The sequence below is a fragment of the Poseidonocella pacifica genome (assembly GCF_900111875.1).
Classification (GTDB): Bacteria; Pseudomonadota; Alphaproteobacteria; order Rhodobacterales; family Rhodobacteraceae; genus Poseidonocella; species Poseidonocella pacifica.
The window spans coordinates 728,810-748,846 of the sequence record NZ_FOJU01000001.1; the positions used below are offsets into that span (position 1 = coordinate 728,810).

Here is a 20,037-nt window from a genome sequence, read left to right on the forward strand (position 1 = left end):
GGGCGCGTTGAGCAACGACCCAGCCAAGGGCGCGTGCCACGTGCCCCAAACCGAATACCGGACAGCAAGCGAGGATCCCCTACGATGGCCGAGCGAAATCCCCCCCAAAGCGTAACTCTCAATGTGAACGGCACGAGCGAAACTCTGGAGGTCGACACGCGGGTGACACTCCTTGATGCCTTGCGTGATCATCTGAACCTGACCGGCACCAAGAAGGGCTGCGATCACGGGCAATGCGGTGCCTGCACCGTCATGGTCAACGGCCGGCGGATCAACTCCTGCCTGACGCTCGCAGTCATGCATGAGGGTGACGAGATTACCACGATCGAGGGGATCGGCACACCTGAGGCGCCGTCAGATATGCAGCGCGCCTTTGTGACCTGCGACGGGTTCCAGTGTGGGTACTGCACGCCGGGTCAGGTCATGTCGGGCACTGCTGTGCTCGAAGAATTTCGTCAAGGCTGGCCCTCGCATGTGTCCAAAGACCTCACCGGGAATGCTGACTTCAATGACGAGGAGTTGGCTGAGCGGATGAGCGGGAATCTCTGCCGGTGCTCCGCGTATCCCGGCATACGCCAGGCGATTACTTCAGTCGCGACGAAGACAAAGGAGGCGGCGGAATGAGACCCTTCGATTATCACCGCGCCACCGACCTTGACGATGCGTCCGGCCATCTGAATGCGAGCACACAGATCATCGCGGGCGGGACCAACCTGCTCGACCTCATGAAACTGCAGGTCATGACCCCCCAGCAGTTGGTCGATATCAACCGCATCGACGGGCTGGACCGGATCGAACCGGAGGGCGAGGGGCTGCGCATCGGGGCGCTTGTGCCCAACTCGGATCTGGCAGGCGATGAGCGTATCCGTCGCAATTATCCGGTGCTCTCCCGCGCGCTGCTTGCTGGTGCATCGGGGCAACTTCGGAACAAGGCGACAACTGGCGGCAACCTTCTGCAGCGCACGCGGTGCCCATACTTTTACGAAACAGCGATGCCCTGCAACAAGCGCGATCCCGGTACGGGCTGCGCCGCACGCGGGGGCGCCACACGGATGAACGCCGTCTTGGGCGTATCGGAGCACTGCATCGCCGCCCATCCTTCGGACATGGCCGTGGGCATGCGGGTTCTGGGGGCCGAGGTGGAGATTCGCCGCGCCGATGGAAGCCATACACGTAAAACGCTGGACGAGCTTTACTCGCTGCCCGGCGAGCGGCCGGATATCGAAACCACCTTGTCTCCCGACGATATCATCACCGCCGTGATCCTCCCTGCGCCGGTCGCGCCTTCGGTCCAGAGCTACCGTAAGGTTCGGGATCGTGCGTCTTATGCCTTTGCGCTCGTGTCTGTGGCGGCTGTGGTGCAGGTCGAGGGTGGCAAGATCACCCGGGCCGATCTTGCCTTCGGGGGCATCGCCTCACGCCCTTGGCGCGACCCGGCTGTGGAAGCCATGCTGGTTGGGGAAACCCCGAGCATCGATCTCTTCCGTGCCGCCGGCAAGCGGCTTGTCGCAGCGGCAGAGACCCAACCCGGAAACGCATTCAAATTGCCCATGGTTCGCCGCACGCTCGCGGGCGTTCTCGCCGAAGCGACAGGCCTGAGCGAACCTACGACCGGCACCGACAACGTGGGAGAGATCGCATGACCGACATGTTCCGCATGGACAAACCCCAGCCCCGGCTTTTCGATGAGACGGTACAGGGCGTCATCGGCAAGCCCCTTGACCGCCCCGAAGGATTGCTCAAGGTCACCGGCCGCGCGCCCTATGCGGCTGAGGTTCCCGAGGCAAACATGGTTCATGGTGTCCTTGTTCGATCAACCATCACGCGGGGTCGTCTGACGGGCATCGACAAGAGCGCGCTGGAAGGGCTCAGCGGGATCCTCGGGGTAATCCGCAGCCCGGAATTCGTTCGCAACTCGGCCCAAGGCATGGCGAACGAAGCACCGATTCAGCCCGAGGACCACGTCGCCTATTTCGGTCAACCTATGGCGCTTGTGGTCGCCGAAACCTTCGAAGCCGCCCGCGACGGGGCGCACCGCCTCCGGCTCAGCTATGAGACGGAACACGCAGAGATCGACCCCACTACGACAAGCGAGATCGACACCAAACCGGACAGTTTCGGTGATCTCGATTCCGCAATGGCCCAGGCCGACGTCACGATCGATCAGAAATACAGCACGCCGGGGCAGGTATCCGCCGCGATGGAACCGCACGCGTCGATCGCGTGGTGGGAGGGCGACAATGTTACTCTGCGCGGATCGTATCAGATGCTGCGATTCAATCGGAACGAGCTTGCCGATTCCCTTGGGATAGATCCCGAAAATGTCCGCATTCTGTCGCCCTATGTCGGGGGCGGATTTGGCTCCAAACTTGGTATCGGGTCAGAAGCGGTCGCCGCAGCAATCGCGGCCCGAGAGCTTGGGCGCCCGGTACGCGTCGTCATGAGCCGTCAGCATGTATTCGATATGGTCCTGCGCCGAAGCGAGACGCATCAGCGCTTGCGGCTTGCCGCGAAGGCCGACGGCACGCTTCTCGGGATCGGACACGAAGACCGTGTCTCCAACCTGCCGGGTGAAGAGTTCTCCGAGCCGACAGCCATGGCGACCCATTTCATGTACGGCGGGGAAAACCGGCTCTATAATCACGAGATTGCACGCATACATCGCACACCTTCGGGGTCGGTTCGAGCACCGGGCGAGGCGGTCGGGATGCTGGCGCTGGAATCCGCGATGGACGAATTGGCAGAAGTCGCGGGCATAGATCCGGTCGAACTGCGGCTGCGCAACCTGCCGGAAAAGCATCCGGAAAAAGGGGTCCCCTTTTCTTCGCGGCGCTTCGAGGATTGCCTGCGCGAAGGCGCGAAGGAGTTTGGATGGGAAAACCGCACTCCGACAGCATCACGCCGCGAGGGTGATTGGTTCATCGGTTGCGGCATGTCCGGAGCGGGTCGCGCCAACATGCTGGTCCCATCAGAGGCGCGCGTCACCCTTGAGGGGGATCGCGCGATCGTCGAGACGGACATGACCGACATCGGCACCGGCAGCTATGCCATCCTGACCCAGATTGCCGCGGAATTGCTGGGGCTTCCCATGGACCGGGTGGAGACACGTCTTGGCGACACGCGCTTCCCCGGCGCCTCGGGCTCCGGCGGTTCGGTCGGGGCGGGGTCCTCGGGCTCTTCGGTATTTCTTGCCGCGAAGAAGATCCGCGCGCGACTGGCCGAAGCGATGGGCTGCGCCGAAGAGGACCTGACCCTTCAGGACGGTATCGCCAGAAGCGGCAATATCCAAAAACCTCTCTCCGAATTGGCCGCAACGGCGATGACCGAAGAGGGCGGGATCAAACCCGGTGCAATGGGCAAGGAATTTTTCCAAGCTGGCTTCGGCGCGCATTTCGTGGAAATCGGTGTCAACGCGATCACCGGGGAGGCACGCGTACGGCGCATGCTGGGGGTCTTTTCCGCCGGGCGCATCCTCAACGAGAAAACCGCGACATCACAGTGTATTGGCGGCATGGTCTGGGGCCTTGGCGCTGCGCTGACCGAAGAGTTGCAGCACGACCCGCGCACCGGGGGTATCGTATCCCGCGATTTGGCCAACTATCACGTGGCGAGCCATGCAGACGTGCCGATGATCGACGTGCGGTTGCTTCCCGAACGGGATGATCAAGCCAATCCGATGCAGGCGAAGGGCATCGGGGAATTGGGCATCTCAGGCGCGGGCGCGGCAGTGACCAACGCCATTTACAACGCTTGTGGTGTGCGGATCCGGGATTTCCCGGCGACACCTGACAAGATCATCGCCGGGCTCGAAGCGCTCGGTCGATAAAACCTAAGGTTCCGTCAGACGATATCGACGTCTGGCGGGGCCAACTCAAACCCCTCGAACTGAAATGCGGGCGAGACCGTACATCCGACCAACGTGTATGCCCCTGTGCTGCGGCAGCTCTGCCAGCACCCGGCCGGAACGATGATTTGCGGTGCTTGGTCCATGCCGAGGTTGGGCCCGAGCACCTGCTCTCGCTTCGGACCGTCGAGGGTTTTCGACGTGCTGAGGATGATGGGTGCACCAGAGTAGAAGTGCCAGATCTCGGCGGCATCGACGCGGTGCCAATGGGATACCTCGCCAGCTTGCAGCAGAAAATAGATGCAACTGCCGGACGCACGGCCGGCTTGTGTATCGGCGCGCCAAGTCTCGCGGTAGTGGCCGCCCTCTGGGTGCGGCTGCAGACCAAGCTGAGCAATTAGATGTGATGGCGTCATCATGGGCAATCTCCCGCAGGGATCATCCCAGTGTAGCGCGGGCCGGACAATTCGCCCAGCCCCACGCCATTTTAGCCTCCGCTAGGGGTAGCCCTCTCGCTTAGCGAAGGATGGAACGGCCGGCAAACTCAGCGGCTTCGCCAAGGATTTCGTCGATGCGGATCAACTGGTTGTACTTCGCGAGGCGGTCGGAGCGTGACAGCGAACCGGTCTTGATCTGACCGCAGTTTGTCGCCACCGCAAGATCGGCGATTGTCGCATCTTCTGTCTCGCCGGAGCGGTGGGACATCACGTTGGTGAACCCTGCGCGATGGGCCATCTCCACGGCCTTGAGCGTCTCGGTAAGAGATCCGATCTGGTTCACTTTCACCAGCATGGAGTTTGCCGATCCCTTGGCGATCCCATCAGCGAGGCGCGCGGGGTTGGTCACGAAAAGATCGTCCCCCACAAGCTGTACCTTGCTGCCGATCTTGTCCGTCAGCATCTTCCAGCCGTCCCAATCATCCTCTGCCATGCCGTCTTCGATGGAGATGATCGGGTAATCCGAAACCAGCTGCGCAAGATAGTCGGCGTTCTCCTCGGACGAGAGCGATTTGCCTTCACCCTTCATCTCATACTTGCCGCCCTCATAGTATTCGGTAGAGGCGCAATCGAGGGCAAGGTAGATATCCTGACCCGGTTTGTAGCCGGCCTTCTCAATGGATTTCAGGATGAAATCAAGGGCTTCTCGTGTGCTGCTGAGGCCCGGCGCGAAGCCACCCTCGTCGCCGATTCCGGTGTTGTGACCGGCGGCTGACAGCTCTTTCTTGAGGGTATGAAAGACTTCGGCCCCCATGCGGATGGCTTCGCGGATATTCTCCGCCGCCACCGGCATGATCATGAATTCCTGAAAGTCGATGGGGTTGTCGGCATGTTCGCCGCCGTTGATGATGTTCATCATCGGAACCGGAAGAACCCGCGCCGAGGTACCGCCGACATACCGGAAGAGGGGTTGGCCCATGTATTCCGCAGCAGCCTTTGCCGTGGCAAGCGACACGCCGAGGATCGCGTTCGCGCCCAGCCGACCCTTGTTGGGTGTGCCGTCCAATTCGATCATGGTTTCGTCGATGGCGACCTGTTCAGTCGCATCGAATCCGACGAGCGTTTCGGCAATCTCACCGTTCACCGCGGCAACGGCGTCAAGCACGCCTTTGCCCATGTAGCGGCCCTTGTCGCCATCGCGGCGCTCAACGGCTTCATGCGCACCGGTGGAGGCGCCAGACGGCACCGCGGCGCGGCCCATGGTGCCGTCTTCGAGTGTGATGTCGACCTCGACGGTTGGATTGCCCCGGCTATCAAGAATTTCGCGGGCGTGAATGTCGATGATGGTGCTCATGAGCGTCCTCGCGGAGGTTGTGGTTTCGTGCTTGGTCTTACAGGGCTGCGGTAAAATGTAAATATCGGCCCTTACCGCGTATGCGCGACCGGCGTATTCGGATGACCTATGGCGACACCTCGGCGGGCCAGTCTCCGTTCCCGCAGAATGGTATAGAGACCCGACCCGATGATAAGCGCCATCCCGATCCACGTGAAGCTGTCGGGCCGCTCACCGAAAACGAAAGTCCCGATGATCAGCGCAAAGATGAGCCGCGAATAGCGAAAGGGCGTGATGACAGAAACGTCGCCGAGCCGTGTGGCAACCGTAATCGCATAGTAGGAGACCGCGCCGAAAACGATGGCCCCGAGGATGCAGCCCCATTCGAACGCCGATGGCCAAACAGCGGGGCCCGAAATTCCCAGCAGGATGACCCCGGTGGGGATCAGCATCAGGAATCCATATGCGGCAAGCTGCAGGTTTGGCACGCTGCGTGGCACCGCGCGGGCTGCGAGATCTCGACCGGCAAGACCAAAAACGGCCAGAACCGCCAGGAGCGACAAAGGATCAAAGCCTTCCAGCCCCGGCCGAATGATGACCATGACCCCGAGGAACCCGACCCCGATCGCGCTCCATCGCCGCCACCCGACCTGTTCGCCAAAGATCAGTGCCGCGCCCATGGTGACGACAAGCGGCATTGCCTGCGCGATGGCGGAGGCCGTTGTCAGGGGGATGAGGGCAATCGCGCTGACAAATCCGCAGGTACCGATGATTTCCGCAAGGTTTCGCAGCACCACGGGGCGCTGCAACAGGACGGGGCTCAGGAGACGTTGCCCTTGCCGCCATGCCAGAAGCGCAAAGACCGGACCGCCGCCAAATCCCAGCAGCAACAGGATCTCGCCCACAGGGACGCCCTGCGAGGCGGCCTTGATGAACATGTCCTCGACCGCGAATCCGGCCATGGCAAATGTCATGAAAAGAATGCCGCGCAAATTCTCCATCGAGGTCCCCTTCGCTGTGGCGTGAGCGCCGCCCTAGAGCCTCGCGCAGAGGGCCACAAGGGTCACTGTTTGGATTTCTTGATCGGCACTCCGTACAGTTCGAGCCGATGCCCCTTGAGGTGGTAACCGAGTTTCTGGGCAATCCGTTCCTGCAGAGCTTCGATTTCGGGATCACAGAACTCTATGACCTTGCCGGTGGCGAGGTCGATGAGATGGTCGTGGTGGTCGCGCTCTGCATCTTCATAGCGGGCGCGGCCGTCGCCGAAATCGACTTTCTCCAGAATACCCGTCTCTTCAAATAGCTTCACGGTGCGGTAAACCGTGGCGAGCGATATACCGGGGTCGGCGGCATTCGCACGGGCGTGCAACTCTTCGACATCGGGATGATCCTCGGCGCGCTCCAGCACTTCGGCGATCACGCGCCGCTGCCCTGTCATACGCAGGCCCTTACGCTCCAGTCGGTGAATGATCGTCTTGGCCATGATCTCTCGTCGCGGTGGTCCCGAAGCCTCGGTCTAGCCCAAGGCTTCGGGTGAGAAAAGCCGCGATCGTCTCAGGGCTGCGGCGCGCTCATCTGCATATGCAGGGCCGTGACGGTGGCCGGATCGAGCGACAGTGCTCTGCCGAGGTCGCGCAGATAGGCGCGCTCCGCGTCGGTATCGACGTTGATGGCCAGCAGAGAGGCCGAATAAACCTGCGCCGCCTGCGCAGGGGGCGTGTCTCCGGCAAGGCTGTCCACATCCACGGGTGCGGCAAGCTGGGTACGCAGGAAGGTGATGTCGCTTTCCTCCGCATCGTCGCCCACCATTTCCAAGATGCGCTTCTGTTCGGCCTCGTCGATCTTGCCGTCGGCCTTGGTTGCCTGAATCATGGCGCGTAGCATGAGGCCGGCCTGCATCTCCATTTCGTCGTTGGCGCGTTCATTGCCCGTGCTCTTGAGCATGTCTTGCATGCCAGATTGGCCCGAGGCCGCGAGCCCGCCAAACGCCGCGAGCATACCGGCAAGCCCGGTTCCGCCTCCGCCGCTCGACATCATCTTGGTGGCCATATCCTGCAACGAGCCGCCAAACGGATTGTTCCCGGCGGAGAAACCGGGAAACGCGCCCGTATTCGCACCGGCGTCTTTTGCTCCAAAGCTGGTTTGAAGCTGCTTCATGATGTCCTGAAGTCCGCCCCCACTGGAGAGCCGATCAACACCTTTCGCCGTGGCATAACCAACGGCGACTTTCGTCAATGTTCCAAGCAAACCCATAGCTGATAATCCCCTGATGTAATAAAATTGGGTCAATGGAACCAACTTTACATATCTTGGCCACAATTGAACTAAAACTTTAGGCTGAAATGCAGGCCAACGTCAAAAGCTATGGTTGAGTGGTCTCAGGCGAGGATCTTGATTCCGCGGCTCAGACCGTCAAGCGTCATGGGCACCATCCGGTCTTCGAAGATGTCCCGGATCATGCCGACCGACTGTGTGTAGTCCCAATGCGCCTCGGGCAGGGGGTTGAGCCAGAGCGTATCTGGCCACTGCTGCCGCGCGCGCTCCAGCCAGATGTATCCGGCCTCGGCGTTCCAGTGCTCATTCGCGCCTCCGGGGATCGCCACCTCATAGGGAGACATCGCGGCGTCGCCGACAAAGATACACTTGTAGTCTGACCCATAGGTGTGGAGCAGATCCCATGTCGGGATTTGGTCATTCCAACGACGGGAATTGTCGCGCCAGACACCCTCATAGAGGCAGTTGTGGAAATAGTAGTGTTCGAGATGTTTGAACTCGGACCGTGCAGCGGAAAACAGCTCTTCCACGACCTTTACATGCGGATCCATCGACCCGCCAACATCCAGCAGCAGCAGAACCTTCACGGCGTTGTGGCGCTCTGGCCGGGTCTGAACGCTCAGGTATCCCTGCTCGGCCGTGGCACGGATCGTGCCATCCATATCCAGTTCGTCCTCTGCGCCGGTGCGCGCCCATGTACGCAAGCGTTTGAGCGCGACCTTGATATTGCGCGTGCCCAGTTCGACCGTGTCGTCGAGGTTGCGGAACTCCCTCTTGTCCCAAACCTTTACGGCGCGCTGGTGGCGGGACTTGTCCTGCCCGATCCGTACACCCTCGGGGTTGTAGCCATAGGCCCCGAAAGGAGATGTGCCTGCCGTGCCGATCCACTTGCTGCCGCCCTGATGGCGCCCCTCTTGGTCCTTCAACCGGTCGCGCAGCGTTTCCATCAGTTTGTCGAACCCGCCGAGCGCTTCGATCTCGGCCATTTCCTCGGCGCTCAGATGCTTCTCCGCCATGCGTTCAAGCCAATCGGCTGGAAGGTCCACCGCCTCCATGACCTGCTCGGCACTGATCGCCTCCAGACCCTTGAAGGCTTCGGCAAAGGCGCGGTCAAAGCGATCTATGTTGCGCTCATCTTTGACCATCGCGGTCCGGGCCAGATAGTAGAAGGCGTCGATGTCATAGGTCGCAATCCCCGCCCGCACCGCCGACAGGAACGTCAGGTACTCCCGCAGGCTGACCGGAACGCCGCCTTTCCTCAATGTATCGAAGAAGGGCAGGAACACAGATCAGACAGCCCGGATGATGAAGATATTGATGAAGAGCCCCAGAAGCGCGAAGGCGATGGCATAGGCCGCCGCGTATTGCGCGATATCGAGGCCCGACCCCTTGCGCCGCCGGGCGGTAAATCCGCCGATCAGGGCACCGGCGAGACCGAAGAGAAGAACGAACATGAGCGTTTCCTTTTGTTCGGGGATCTAGGCCCCGTGGGGCGCGCTGTCCAGATCAGCGCCCGCGCCGCGCCATGAAGGCGAGCCGCTCGAACAGGTGCACATCCTGTTCGTTCTTGAGCAGGGCGCCGTGCAATTTGGGGAGGGCATTCGCGCCGTCCCGCCGAAGGTCTTCGGCCGTCAGATCCTCGGCCAGAAGAAGCTTGAGCCAGTCGAGCACCTCCGAGGTGGAGGGGCGTTTCTTGAGGCCCGGCTGTTCGCGAAGCTCGTAGAATTGGGTCAGCGCGGTTGTCAGCAGTTCGGCCTTGATACCCGGATGATGCACTTCGACGATGGCGCGCATCGTTTCCATGTCGGGAAAGCGGATGTAGTGAAAGAAGCAGCGCCGCAGAAACGCATCCGGCAGCTCCTTTTCGTTGTTCGATGTGATGATGACAATGGGCCGTTGCACGGCGCGGACCGTCTCCCCCGTCTCGTAGACGTGGAATTCCATCCGATCGAGTTCCTGTAGCAGATCGTTGGGAAACTCTATGTCGGCCTTGTCGATCTCATCGATCAAAAGCACGGTGCGCTCCGCCGAGGCGAACGCCTCCCACAGCTTGCCGCGGCGGATGTAGTTGGAAATGTCACTGACCCGGGCATCGCCCAGTTGGCTGTCGCGCAGGCGACTTACGGCATCGTATTCATAGAGCCCCTGCTGCGCCCGCGTGGTCGATTTCACATTCCACTCAATCATCCGCAGCCCGAGGCTCTGCGCAACCTGCCGTGCCAGCTCCGTTTTGCCGGTGCCGGGCTCTCCCTTGACCAGAAGCGGGCGCTCAAGCGTTACGGATGCGTTTACCGCAACCGTGAGATCATCCGTCGCGACATAAGATTCGGTGCCTTCGAACCGCATTTGGTGCCGTGCTCCTCTGGATTGAACGAAAGCTTTTGTAACACAGGAAAAATTGCCGACAACCACAGAGGGATTGGGTAGTGACAAGCGCCCCGTTCGTGGGGTAAATGCTCGCCCATAAGGAGGGACCTGATGTCTGAAAAGTTTGCCCTATCGCAAGACTCGGGCCCAGGTAAGGGAACAGCCATGAAAGCAGAGGTTTTCCTGCCGGAAGATTATATTCCAGCAGAGGACGAGCCGTTCATGAACGAACGGCAAGTCGAATATTTCCGGCGGAAGTTGCAAACATGGAAGGCAGAGCTCGTTGCGGGAAGCCGCGAGACGATCGAAGCCCTGCAGGACGGCACCCGTTCGATCCCAGATGTAGCCGATCGCGCCAGCGAAGAGACCGACCGCGCTCTTGAATTGCGCACGCGGGATCGTCAGCGCAAGCTCGTGGCCAAGATCGATGCCGCATTGCGGCGGATCGACGAGGGTGAGTACGGCTACTGTGAGGTGACCGGTGAGCCGATCAGCCTCAAGCGGCTTGATGCCCGCCCGATCGCGACCATGAGCCTTGAGGCGCAAGAGCGCCACGAGCGTCGCGAAAAGGTACATCGGGACGACTGAACCCTTTCCGGGTAGGACCAAGGCGCCGGGGCACTGCCCCGGCGTTTTCCGTTTGAGGGAGTTGAGATGAGCTTGATCGGGCAGCAGATTACTGTCGTCGGCGCGGGAATCGGCGGTTTGGCCGCGGCGCGTGCATTGGCCCTTCGCGGTGCGTCCGTTACCGTGCTGGAACAGGCCCCAGAGATCCGCGAGGTCGGCGCGGGCCTTCAAATCAGCCCAAACGGCGCACGGGTTCTTTTTGCCCTCGGCCTCGGCGATGCACTGACCGCGGCGGCGATTCGCGCGGAGGCTGTATCCTTGCGGGACTACCGCGAGGGACGAGAAGTCCTGCGGCTGGATCTGGGCCGTTTGCCAGCCCCGATGCGGTACCTGTTTCTTCATCGCGCCGATCTCATCTCCGTGCTTGAGGCAGGGGTTCGCGAGTTGGGTGTGCGGATCGAAACAGGCCGCCGGGTGATACGCAGCGACAGTGAAGGACTTCACTTCGAAACAGGAGAGGTGCACCGCGCGGCGGTGATCGTTGCCGCCGATGGTGTCCACTCCAAATTACGGGAAACTGTGCTTGGCCCATCCAGCCCGAGCTTCACGGGCCAGGTGGCATGGCGCGCCATTGTCCCCAATCGCTGGAATGTCCCGCCGATCGCCCGGGTCCACATGGGGCCGGGGCAGCACGTGGTGTCCTATCCGCTCGGCAATCGGGATGCGCTCAATATCGTCGCAGTTCAGGAAAGATCCGAATGGGCCGCCGAAGGTTGGGACCACGCCGATGATCCGGAAAACCTCCGCCGTGCCTTTGCTACGTTCGGGGGGGAGATGGCTGAAATCCTCGGTTCGGTAGAGGATACGCGGCTTTGGGGGCTGTTTCGGCATCGGGTCGCGCCCCGGTGGCACGATGGGCGAATCGTCTTGCTGGGCGACGCCGCCCACCCGACGCTGCCCTTCCTTGCCCAGGGGGCAAACCTCGCGATAGAAGACGCTTGGGTGCTGGCCGCGTCATTGGCCGCAAGCGATACACCCGCCGCCGGGTTTGCAATCTATGAGCATCGCCGCAAACAGCGTGCGCATCGCGTTATCAAGGCCGCCTCATCCAACGCGTGGAAATATCATCTGCGTTTTCCGCCTCTGCGGTTCGCGGCCCATACTGGCCTTCGCATTGCGGGCCGTCTTGCGCCGGACAGGATGATCCATCAGTTCGATTGGCTCTATGCCCATGATGTCACGCGCTAGAGGTTAAACGTCTTTTGTATCTCGGCCAATTTGGCCGGGTCGGTGATCTCATTGCGATCCACGACGTTGATCTTGTTCTGCATCTTGCCACGCCGCTCAAACATGTTCTGGCCGTGGTCGATCATATAGCAAGCCGCCCGAAATGGGATTGCCTGCAGGATGCGGCCATAAAACCCGCAGACCGCTATTACCGTCGAGTGAGACGTCAGGGGTTTGAGAAGCGCGGCGTGGCGCTTGTTGCGGCGAAAATCGACGTAGACCGCGCTTGAAGTGCCGCAGTGGATGTAAAAATTATCCATCTTGCCGATCCGGCCGGAACTGACCTGAACACAATAGCCTTGCTCCACGAAATACCCGTGGCCGTTGTTGTCGCGCAGGATATACGCCACCGTCTCAGGGTGCAGCAGGTCGTCGGCATCGTGCTGCACATAGTAGCCATCGCCAGATGTGGTTGCGGCGAAATGGTCGATCAACTGACGGCGCTTGTACCCCTTGTCATAAAAACGATCGGAGACGGTCGAGGTGATGAAGGTGATCCGCTCATCTTGGGGAATGCCCTCGGGTCGGTCCTGTCCGCAGATCACGGCTCGCCACCGACCATCGGTTTGCGCCTGAATGGCGTGGAGGGTCTGGGTCAGGTTGGCTTCGACACGGTCCCAATCAGGGGCCCGGCGGCGCGATACGAGTGGTATTGCAAAGAGCACTTCAGGCGCGGGCGACGGTGTTGCCGGAGGATTGAACGCAGCCCACGCCTTCCCCTTTATCCGCTTCAGGTTCATCGAGACCCGTTTGCGGGTATCCTTCACGCGGCGTTTCAGCGGCCTTTGTGTCTTGGTCATGCCGCCAACTCTACCCAGACCGGGACGTGATCCGAGGGTTTTTCCCCGCCGCGTACTTCGCGTTCGATCTCACAATCAACAAGAAGGTCGGCGCAGGACGGCGAGAGCAGGAAGTGATCGATGCGGATGCCGTCGTCGCGATTCCACGCGCCGGCCTGATAATCCCAGAATGAGTAATGGCCCGCCCCCTGAACACGGGCGCGGAAGGCTTCGGTAAGCCCGAGATTGAGCAGCCGGCGAAACGCGGCGCGGGATTCGGGCCGGAACAGCGCATCCTCACGCCATGCCTCGGGGCGTTTGGCGTCTTCTGCCTGGGGGATGATGTTATAGTCGCCGGCCATCAGGAAGGGCATTTCCGTCTCCAAAAGTGCCTCGGCACGTGCCTTCAACCGCTCCATCCACGCCAGCTTGTAGTCGTACTTCGGTCCCGGCGCGGGATTGCCATTTGGAAGGTACAGGCCGCACACCCGAACGGCCTCAGTATCGCCCACGACAGTTGCCTCGATATAGCGCGCCTGTTCGTCAGTATCATCGCCCGGCAGTCCGCGCGTCACATCTTCAAGGGGAAATTTCGACAGGATGGCGACCCCGTTGAAGCCCTTCTGTCCGTGGGTTTCGAGATTATAGCCGCGATCCTCAAAGATTTCGCGCGGCACGTTTTCATCGACCGATTTTATTTCCTGAAGAACCGCCACATCCGGCTGCGCAGCGTCGAGCCAGTCCGAAAGCGCCTGCACACGCGCTTTGATGCCGTTGATGTTGAACGTTGCGATCCGCATGGAGGCTCTCCTTTGGGCGCAGGTATCCCGCAGTGGGCGGCCAAGAGCAAGCATCAAGGCAAGGCAAAGTTACGGGGCGATTCGCACAAGATTGCCGTTGCGCGCATCCAAAACACCCGCTGTTGCAACCGAACGCCCCAAAATTTTTACCGCATATAATCAATATCTTGCCGCCAATTTCTCCCTCTGATTGCATTAACGATCAACCTTAACAAGAAATAATACTTGGCAGAACAACCTAGAGGTGTATTCAATTCAGGCATCGAATTTGCCATCTGGGAGCGCTGAAAATGACTGCATTGAAAAAGTTTGAGACCGCCCTTGCCGAGACCCTCGGCTTTGACATGGACATGGGCGATGCCACCGGAGCGTTCGTCTCCTGGTCCGGCCCGGAAGAGACCGCCGACACGATGCTGGGTGAGGCCGTCGAGGCTTGCGTAAGCTGGTCCGAGCCGCGGGCACGTGAAATCCACGCCGGTGACGAAACAGGGGCATTCGTCTCCTGGTCGGGTCCGACCGCCACCGAAGCCCATTCCGGCGATGCCACCGAAGCGTTTGTGTCCTGGTCCGGCCCTGAAGCGACACGCGCCGATGCAGGCGACGCAACCGGTGCCTTCGTGAGCTGGTCCGGCCCGACCGCCACCGAAGCCCACGCAGGCGACGCGACCGAAGCGTTCGTGTCCTGGTCCGGCCCCGAAACGGCTTCCGCAGCCGACGAAGGTGACGCGGCTGGTGCCTATGTATCCTGGTCCGGTCCCGAAGCTGGCACTCGCGCTGAAAGCGGCGACGTGACCGGCGCATGCGTGTCTTGGTCCGAGCCTCAGATCCGCGTGATCAAGTAAGCCGTCGGGGCATCATTTCAGGGAGGCGCGAGGCGCGTCTTCTACACATCAGGGAGAAGACCAGTGACCAACATTTTAGCCTTTCGCCCCCTGAAATCCCGCCCGGACCTTACGGAACGATGCGCGGCGCTGACCACGTGTTTCGCCGCGCACCGCCGCTCTGAGAGCGATGTCTTCTGGCTGAAGGAAAACGCCGAACTTCTCAATATCATGGAGAGCGGGGGGCTTCGTCCCGGTACGGTTGCGCTTGCGCCGCTTGGCCATCTCTATGAGACGATCCTCGAACGTATCGCTTTCTTTCCACAGTACTATCGGTTCTTTCTCTCCATCTGCCTCGATCTCGAAGACCTCGGGATGACGGGGGAAGCCGGTCTGCGCATGTCCGAATGGATCGCTGCGCAAGGACTGCCCGAAGGGGAATTGTCAGATCTCCAGCGGCTTGAGGCACAACGTTTGCTGGCCCGCCGCGGAGTCGATGCGATGCCGCACGATCCGGGGTTGGCGGACCGTGTACGCCGCTTCATTCGTCGGCCGCACTTCTTCGCCGTGCCAAACAAGAAGGCGGCGTATGAGTTGACGCACGCAGTCTTCTACCTCTCGGAATACGGGCGCCGCGATCCGCTTATCGATGCGGAAACCGCGCAGAGCCTTCATTTCGCGGGTATCCTCGCCTTGCTGGATCAGAACGTCGATCTGCTGGCTGAAATTTGTATCGCGATGCGGTTCGCCGCGCTGGATGTGCCGGATTACTGGGAATCCTGGATCGCCCGTAGCGTGCAAAGCTATGAGCTGCGTACCGGCCCCGAGGCCACCGTCAATGATGACTACCACAGCTATTTCATGGTCAACTGGCTTCAGGCCGTGCGGGGCGCAGGCGCTTTTGATGGTGACTATTCCCCTGATCGCATGAGCTTTTTCCGGATGCCTACGGAGGGATCCGCCTTGAGGGGCCTGTCTCGATCTCTTCTGTCGTTCGATGGCGTGCGCCGTGGCGACTGGAAGTCAATGCAAGCAGAGGTAGAAAAAAACCTTGAAATCTCTGCTCTGAACGTCCTCAATGCGACCGAGGAGTCGACGCCGTTCTTCGATGCATTCTTTGAATGTTTCGCGCGCACTGCGTCCGTGTGAGAGATGACAACTTGACCAGAACTGCTTCATCCACGGCGCTTCTTGGCGCCGGCCTTGTCGGATTGTACACGATTGTCATGTCCGCGGCGGATGGGGTGACAAAGTTCTTTTCCGGCGCCTTCGCTGCGCCGCAACTCTTCTTCTTCTCCGGTCTGTTCGTCTCGGCCCTTTGCCTTCTCTCTTCAAGGTTGAACCGCGATGGAAGCCAGCGCCTCGTGACCTCGCACCCATGGGCGATGGCGGCGCGGTCGGCGTTGACCGTGGTTGCCGCCGTCTGCTTTTACTACGCCTTCAAGACCCTCGCCATGGCGGAGGTCTTTATCTTTATCGGCATGATGCCGATCCTTGCCGGGTTGCTGGCCCGACCGATCTTGCGCGAACGAGTCGGAAGTCGCGGTTGGATGGCGCTTGGGGCAGGGGCCTTGGGGATCATCTGTCTTTTCCCCGACGGCCTTGCCGGAATGCAAGTCGGCCATATTCTCGCGTTGATGGCCTGCTTGAGCGGAACGGTCTCGATGATCCTCGCTCGTTATATCGGACAGCAGGAATCGCGCCCGCTTTCGCTGGTCTTCTATCCCAACCTCGCCCTGTGCCTAAGCAGCGGCGCGGTTCTGCCGTTCGTCTATCTGCCGATGGGGATGGTCGATCTGGGCTGGGCCGCTGTCTACGCGGTTCTGCTGTTCGCGGGGCGGTATATGGTCGTCCACGCGCTCAAACTCATGTCAGCGCATGCCGTCATGGCGCTCGTGAACATGCAGTTCGTCTGGATGGTGCTGATTGGCGCTTGGGTCTTTGGCGAGTTGCCGGGCGCAAACATCTATCTCGGCGCGGCTATCGTGATCGCCTCTGGCCTCTTGCTCATCGTGGATCAGGCGCGGCGCGGACAGGCGCCGGTGCCTGCGCGCCGTTACGCACCCGCTGTCGCGCGGTTCGGCCCCCAACCCAGAGGCGCGGGCGCGGCGCGGGCGATCAGATCGAAAAGCTCGTCCCACACCCGCAAGAACTCGTGGCATTGGGATTATCGATCACAAATCGTGCGCCAATCAATTCTTCGCTGAAGTCGATTACCGCGTTGGCAAGGAAGGGCAGGGAGACCTGATCCACCACCACGCGTTCGCCGGCGCGTTCCAGGACGAGGTCGTCCTGCGCCGGGGCATCGAGTTTGATCTCATACTGAAACCCTGAACAACCGCCGCCTTCGACAGCAACGCGCAGCGCTTGGCCCTGTGCATTTGCTCCGATCTCGGCAAGGCGTTCAAAGGCACGGTCGGTAACTTTCGGCGGCAGGTTCATCGCGGGCCCCATGGGTTTCTAATCTGGTCTCCTTACCATATACGAACCCCGACCGAGACCGACAAGGACCAGCTCCCATGCGCGCGGCATATGCAACCGATCCAAGCCTTTCCCGCGGGCGACTTTTCGCAGAAGAGGAAAGCGCCTTTCGCTCCTGTTTCCAACGCGACCGCGACCGGATCATCCACGCCTCCGCCTTTCGCAGGCTCAAGCACAAGACGCAGGTTTTCGTTGAGCATGAGGGCGATTATTTTCGCACCCGCCTGACCCATTCCATCGAGGTCGCACAAGTGGCGCGGACAATTGCGGGAACGCTCGGCCTCAACGTGGAACTCACCGAGGCTGTGGCGCTGGCCCACGATCTTGGCCATCCGCCCTTCGGTCATACCGGCGAGGATGCCCTCAGTGATCTGATGGCCCCCTACGGCGGCTTTGACCACAACGCCCAAGCGCTTCGGATCGTGACGTCGTTAGAGCGCCATTATGCGGAGTGGGACGGGCTGAACCTTACGTGGGAAACGCTCGAAGGGATCGCCAAACACAATGGGCCCGTCACCGGTGCGTTGCCCTATGCGCTGGCCGAATACAACGATCGCCATGACCTTGAGCTTCACACCTATGCCGGGCCGGAGGCACAGGTTGCCGCGCTGGCCGATGACGTTGCCTATAACAACCACGACCTGCACGATGGCTTGCGCGCGGAGTTGTTTTCCACCGACGAGTTGGCCGAACTGCCCATTCTGGATCGCTGCTTCGCCGAAGTGGATGGCAAGTATCCCGGCCTGAACTACTACCGCCGCCGCCACGAAGCACTGCGACGGTTCTTTGGCGTGCTCGTCGAGGATGTGATCGCCGTATCCCGCGCCAATATAGAGGTGCTTGGCCCGACATCGGTCGAGGATATCCGCGCCGCGGATCGTGCGATGGTGCAATTCTCCGACAGCATCTTTACGGAACTCAAGGTCATCCGCGAATTTCTGTTCCATCGGATGTACCGGGCACCCGAAGTGGTGGAGATGCGCAAACAGGTCACGCGGGTGGTGCGTGAGCTATTCCCGCTCTTCATGGCGCAGCCTGACCTCCTCCCGAAGCAGTGGCGCAAGGATGTCTCCGATGCGGAGGATGAGATTACGCTCGCCCGGATCGTTGCTGACTATATCGCCGGGATGACGGATCGCTTCGCGCTGCAAACCCATGAGAAATTCATCGGCGGCATCGAAACCACGGTGCAACTTCCACGCTGACCCCGGATTGACGACGCCTGCGCCCGTGGGTAACCCAACCGGCAAGGATACAAGGATAGAGACATGAACCTCTTCACCGACATGCGCGCGCTGGTCATCGACTGCATCGACGTTCTGGCCGCCCGCGGAGATTTGCCAGAGGGGCTCAACCACGGCAATGTCGCCGTGGAACCGCCACGGGATGCCGCCCACGGGGACATGGCCACCAACGCGGCCATGGTGTTGGCCAAGCCTGCGGGACTGAAGCCGCGCGAAATCGCGGAGAAGCTCTCCGCGCTCATCGCGGCAGACGATCGCGTGATCGAAGCCAGCGTGGCGGGACCGGGGTTCATCAACCTGCGCCTCGCGCCGTCGGTCTGGCAGAATGTGGTCGGCCAAGTTCTGAGCGATGGAGAGGCCTTTGGCCGTCTGACCATCGGGCAGGGGGAGCGGGTGAACGTGGAATACGTCTCCGCCAATCCCACCGGGCCTCTGCATGTCGGACATACGCGCGGCGCGGTATTCGGTGATGCACTGGCCAGCCTACTTGCCTATGCCGGGTATGACGTTACGCGCGAATACTACATCAACGACGGCGGCGCGCAGGTCGATGTGCTCGCCCGCTCCGTATACCTGCGGTATCTTGAGGCGCACGGTCAGGACGTCGCCTTTGAGGATGGCACTTATCCCGGTGAATACCTGATCGAGGTGGGAGAGGCGCTTCGCGATGTCCATGGCGATGCTTTCGTGGGGCAACCCGAAGCGGTCTGGCTTGATGAGGTGCGCACCTTTGCAACTGAACGGATGATGGATCTGATCCGCGCTGATCTTGCCGCGCTTGGCGTCAAGATGGATGTCTTCTATTCCGAAAAATCGCTTTACGGCACGGGGCGGATCGAAGCGGCCCTCTCCGCATTGGAGGGTATGGGCCTGATCTATGAGGGCGTTCTAGAGCCGCCAAAAGGCAAGAAACCCGAAGATTGGGAACCCCGTGAACAGACCTTGTTCCGCTCCACCGAACATGGCGACGATGTGGACCGGCCGGTAAAGAAATCCGACGGGGCATGGACCTATTTCGCCCCCGACATCGCCTATCACTATGACAAGCTGCAACGCGGTTTCGATCAACTCATCGACGTTTTCGGCGCGGATCACGGTGGTTACGTCAAGCGGATGAAGGCGGCGGTGTCGGCGCTCGGGAATCGCAAGGTGCCGCTCGATATCAAGCTGACCCAGCTTGTGAAGCTCTACAAGAACGGCGAGCCGTTCAAGATGTCCAAACGGGCGGGCACCTTCGTCACCCTGCGCGATGTGGTCGAACAGGTCGGCCCGGACGTGACACGTTTTGTGATGCTCACCCGCAAGAATGATGCCCCGCTCGATTTCGATTTCGACAAGGTGCTGGAGCAATCCAAGGATAACCCGGTTTTCTACGTCCAATATGCGCATGCCCGGGTGTGTTCCGTTCTGCGCAAGGCGACCGAGGCGGGCATCGCGGTGGATGATGAGGCGCTCAAGTCCGCCGATCTTGGGATGCTCACGGATGTCTCTGAACTTGGGCTTGCCAAGCGGCTCTCTGAATGGCCCCGTGTGGTCGAAATTGCAGCGCGGCTTCATGAGCCGCATCGGGTCGCATTCTATCTCTATGACCTTGCCGGGGATCTGCATGGGCTGTGGAACAAGGGCAACGACAAGCCCGAGTTGCGCTTCATTCAGGAGGGCGACGTCGCCACGTCTCAGGCCAAAATTGCCCTCGCGCGGGCTACGGCCATTGTGATTTCGGCCGGTCTTGGTATCCTTGGGGTCACTCCGGTCGAAGAGATGCGCTGATCAAGGCGCGCTGCGCATCGGGGGAGGCAGACG

The 20,037-nt window shown here is 60.8% G+C and carries 21 protein-coding genes; 10 read left to right on the top strand and 11 right to left on the bottom strand.

What is annotated here, in order from left to right:
• Positions 1-84 precede the first annotated feature (84 nt).
• Genes BM234_RS03450 through BM234_RS03460 form a run of 3 tightly spaced genes read left to right on the top strand, consistent with a single transcriptional unit; the run spans position 85 to position 3,826 of the window.
• Complete coding sequence (locus tag BM234_RS03450) at positions 85-624, top strand: 2Fe-2S iron-sulfur cluster-binding protein (RefSeq protein ID WP_092060626.1); 540 nt, start codon at positions 85-87, stop codon at positions 622-624.
• Positions 621-1,643 (top strand): FAD binding domain-containing protein, encoded by a 1,023-nt coding sequence (locus BM234_RS03455; protein ID WP_092060627.1) that lies wholly within the window; start codon positions 621-623, stop codon positions 1,641-1,643. Before BM234_RS03450 ends, BM234_RS03455 begins: the two co-directional genes overlap by 4 nt.
• Positions 1,640-3,826 (top strand): xanthine dehydrogenase family protein molybdopterin-binding subunit, encoded by a 2,187-nt coding sequence (locus BM234_RS03460; RefSeq protein ID WP_092060629.1) that lies wholly within the window; start codon positions 1,640-1,642, stop codon positions 3,824-3,826. The genes BM234_RS03455 and BM234_RS03460 overlap by 4 nt, the downstream gene beginning before the upstream one ends.
• 14 nt (positions 3,827-3,840) lie before the next feature.
• Here BM234_RS03460 and BM234_RS03465 read toward each other — a convergent pair whose 3' ends face one another.
• The 8 genes from BM234_RS03465 to BM234_RS03495 all read right to left on the bottom strand — a co-directional run bounded on the left by BM234_RS03465 (position 3,841) and on the right by BM234_RS03495 (position 10,234).
• Positions 3,841-4,260 (bottom strand): cupin domain-containing protein, encoded by a 420-nt coding sequence (locus BM234_RS03465; RefSeq protein WP_092061343.1) that lies wholly within the window; start codon positions 4,258-4,260, stop codon positions 3,841-3,843.
• Positions 4,261-4,360: 100 nt separating this feature from the next.
• Complete coding sequence (eno, locus tag BM234_RS03470) at positions 4,361-5,635, bottom strand: phosphopyruvate hydratase (protein ID WP_092060631.1); 1,275 nt, start codon at positions 5,633-5,635, stop codon at positions 4,361-4,363.
• A 71-nt stretch (positions 5,636-5,706) separates the two neighbouring features.
• Positions 5,707-6,615, bottom strand: coding sequence for a DMT family transporter (locus BM234_RS03475; RefSeq protein ID WP_092060633.1), 909 nt, complete (start codon positions 6,613-6,615; stop codon positions 5,707-5,709).
• A gap of 62 nt (positions 6,616-6,677) precedes the next feature.
• Positions 6,678-7,097, bottom strand: coding sequence for a Fur family transcriptional regulator (locus BM234_RS03480; protein ID WP_092060635.1), 420 nt, complete (start codon positions 7,095-7,097; stop codon positions 6,678-6,680).
• A 71-nt stretch (positions 7,098-7,168) separates the two neighbouring features.
• A complete protein-coding gene (locus tag BM234_RS03485) occupies positions 7,169-7,867 on the bottom strand; it encodes a DUF533 domain-containing protein (RefSeq protein WP_092060637.1) in 699 nt (232 codons plus the stop codon).
• A 125-nt stretch (positions 7,868-7,992) separates the two neighbouring features.
• Positions 7,993-9,174 carry a vWA domain-containing protein gene (locus BM234_RS03490; RefSeq protein ID WP_092060639.1) on the bottom strand — a complete coding sequence of 394 codons (1,182 nt, stop codon included), beginning with the start codon at positions 9,172-9,174 and terminating at the stop codon, positions 7,993-7,995.
• A gap of 3 nt (positions 9,175-9,177) precedes the next feature.
• Positions 9,178-9,342: a hypothetical protein gene (locus BM234_RS17415; protein ID WP_175501187.1), complete on the bottom strand. Its 165-nt coding sequence runs from the start codon at positions 9,340-9,342 to the stop codon at positions 9,178-9,180.
• Positions 9,343-9,394: 52 nt separating this feature from the next.
• Positions 9,395-10,234 carry an AAA family ATPase gene (locus BM234_RS03495; protein WP_092060641.1) on the bottom strand — a complete coding sequence of 280 codons (840 nt, stop codon included), beginning with the start codon at positions 10,232-10,234 and terminating at the stop codon, positions 9,395-9,397.
• Between the two features lie 186 nt (positions 10,235-10,420).
• Between BM234_RS03495 and dksA the strand changes: the two genes are divergently transcribed.
• Both dksA and BM234_RS03505 read left to right on the top strand, forming a co-directional pair.
• On the top strand, positions 10,421-10,843 hold the full coding sequence (gene dksA / locus BM234_RS03500) for an RNA polymerase-binding protein DksA (RefSeq protein WP_092061345.1): 423 nt from the start codon (positions 10,421-10,423) through the stop codon (positions 10,841-10,843).
• Between the two features lie 66 nt (positions 10,844-10,909).
• On the top strand, positions 10,910-12,070 hold the full coding sequence (locus tag BM234_RS03505; protein WP_092060643.1) for an FAD-dependent monooxygenase: 1,161 nt from the start codon (positions 10,910-10,912) through the stop codon (positions 12,068-12,070).
• Here BM234_RS03505 and BM234_RS03510 read toward each other — a convergent pair.
• Complete coding sequence (locus BM234_RS03510) at positions 12,067-12,909, bottom strand: hypothetical protein (RefSeq protein ID WP_092060645.1); 843 nt, start codon at positions 12,907-12,909, stop codon at positions 12,067-12,069. The two genes, BM234_RS03505 and BM234_RS03510, sit on opposite strands and share 4 nt — an antisense overlap.
• Positions 12,906-13,688: an exodeoxyribonuclease III gene (xth, locus tag BM234_RS03515; protein ID WP_092060647.1), complete on the bottom strand. Its 783-nt coding sequence runs from the start codon at positions 13,686-13,688 to the stop codon at positions 12,906-12,908. The genes BM234_RS03510 and xth overlap by 4 nt, the downstream gene beginning before the upstream one ends.
• 290 nt (positions 13,689-13,978) lie before the next feature.
• On the opposite strand from xth, the gene BM234_RS03520 reads away from it, so the two are divergent.
• The 3 genes from BM234_RS03520 to BM234_RS03530 all read left to right on the top strand — a co-directional run bounded on the left by BM234_RS03520 (position 13,979) and on the right by BM234_RS03530 (position 16,716).
• On the top strand, positions 13,979-14,530 hold the full coding sequence (locus BM234_RS03520; protein WP_092060649.1) for a DUF6749 family protein: 552 nt from the start codon (positions 13,979-13,981) through the stop codon (positions 14,528-14,530).
• A gap of 63 nt (positions 14,531-14,593) precedes the next feature.
• Positions 14,594-15,658, top strand: coding sequence for a DUF6902 family protein (locus BM234_RS03525; RefSeq protein WP_092060651.1), 1,065 nt, complete (start codon positions 14,594-14,596; stop codon positions 15,656-15,658).
• An 11-nt stretch (positions 15,659-15,669) separates the two neighbouring features.
• Positions 15,670-16,716, top strand: a complete 1,047-nt coding sequence (locus BM234_RS03530) for a DMT family transporter (RefSeq protein WP_245752465.1) — start codon at positions 15,670-15,672, stop codon at positions 16,714-16,716.
• On the opposite strand, the gene BM234_RS03535 is transcribed toward BM234_RS03530, so the two are convergent.
• A complete protein-coding gene (locus BM234_RS03535) occupies positions 16,628-16,951 on the bottom strand; it encodes a HesB/IscA family protein (RefSeq protein ID WP_092061347.1) in 324 nt (107 codons plus the stop codon). The two genes, BM234_RS03530 and BM234_RS03535, sit on opposite strands and share 89 nt — an antisense overlap.
• 77 nt (positions 16,952-17,028) lie before the next feature.
• Here BM234_RS03535 and BM234_RS03540 point away from each other — a divergent pair, with 77 nt between their 5' ends.
• Positions 17,029-18,195 carry a deoxyguanosinetriphosphate triphosphohydrolase gene (locus BM234_RS03540; protein ID WP_092060655.1) on the top strand — a complete coding sequence of 389 codons (1,167 nt, stop codon included), beginning with the start codon at positions 17,029-17,031 and terminating at the stop codon, positions 18,193-18,195.
• Positions 18,196-18,258: 63 nt separating this feature from the next.
• Entirely contained in the window at positions 18,259-20,004 is a 1,746-nt protein-coding gene (argS, locus tag BM234_RS03545; protein ID WP_092060657.1) for an arginine--tRNA ligase, read from the top strand.
• Positions 20,005-20,037: the final 33 nt, after the last annotated feature.

Bases quoted from the DNA above. Each gene is read 5' to 3' on its own strand.
- BM234_RS03460 (WP_092060629.1), top strand. From the start codon at position 1,640: ATGACCGACATGTTCCGCATGGACAAACCCCAGCCCCGGCTTTTCGAT.
- BM234_RS03450 (WP_092060626.1), top strand. From the start codon at position 85: ATGGCCGAGCGAAATCCCCCCCAAAGCGTAACTCTCAATGTGAACGGC.
- eno (WP_092060631.1), bottom strand. From the start codon at position 5,635: ATGAGCACCATCATCGACATTCACGCCCGCGAAATTCTTGATAGCCGG.
- BM234_RS03480 (WP_092060635.1), bottom strand. From the start codon at position 7,097: ATGGCCAAGACGATCATTCACCGACTGGAGCGTAAGGGCCTGCGTATG.
- BM234_RS03520 (WP_092060649.1), top strand. From the start codon at position 13,979: ATGACTGCATTGAAAAAGTTTGAGACCGCCCTTGCCGAGACCCTCGGC.
- argS (WP_092060657.1), top strand. From the start codon at position 18,259: ATGAACCTCTTCACCGACATGCGCGCGCTGGTCATCGACTGCATCGAC.
- xth (WP_092060647.1), bottom strand. From the start codon at position 13,688: ATGCGGATCGCAACGTTCAACATCAACGGCATCAAAGCGCGTGTGCAG.
- BM234_RS03505 (WP_092060643.1), top strand. From the start codon at position 10,910: ATGAGCTTGATCGGGCAGCAGATTACTGTCGTCGGCGCGGGAATCGGC.
- BM234_RS03540 (WP_092060655.1), top strand. From the start codon at position 17,029: ATGCGCGCGGCATATGCAACCGATCCAAGCCTTTCCCGCGGGCGACTT.
- BM234_RS03495 (WP_092060641.1), bottom strand. From the start codon at position 10,234: ATGCGGTTCGAAGGCACCGAATCTTATGTCGCGACGGATGATCTCACG.
- BM234_RS03475 (WP_092060633.1), bottom strand. From the start codon at position 6,615: ATGGAGAATTTGCGCGGCATTCTTTTCATGACATTTGCCATGGCCGGA.
- BM234_RS17415 (WP_175501187.1), bottom strand. From the start codon at position 9,342: ATGTTCGTTCTTCTCTTCGGTCTCGCCGGTGCCCTGATCGGCGGATTT.
- dksA (WP_092061345.1), top strand. From the start codon at position 10,421: ATGAAAGCAGAGGTTTTCCTGCCGGAAGATTATATTCCAGCAGAGGAC.
- BM234_RS03455 (WP_092060627.1), top strand. From the start codon at position 621: ATGAGACCCTTCGATTATCACCGCGCCACCGACCTTGACGATGCGTCC.
- BM234_RS03510 (WP_092060645.1), bottom strand. From the start codon at position 12,909: ATGACCAAGACACAAAGGCCGCTGAAACGCCGCGTGAAGGATACCCGC.
- BM234_RS03485 (WP_092060637.1), bottom strand. From the start codon at position 7,867: ATGGGTTTGCTTGGAACATTGACGAAAGTCGCCGTTGGTTATGCCACG.
- BM234_RS03535 (WP_092061347.1), bottom strand. From the start codon at position 16,951: ATGAACCTGCCGCCGAAAGTTACCGACCGTGCCTTTGAACGCCTTGCC.
- BM234_RS03465 (WP_092061343.1), bottom strand. From the start codon at position 4,260: ATGACGCCATCACATCTAATTGCTCAGCTTGGTCTGCAGCCGCACCCA.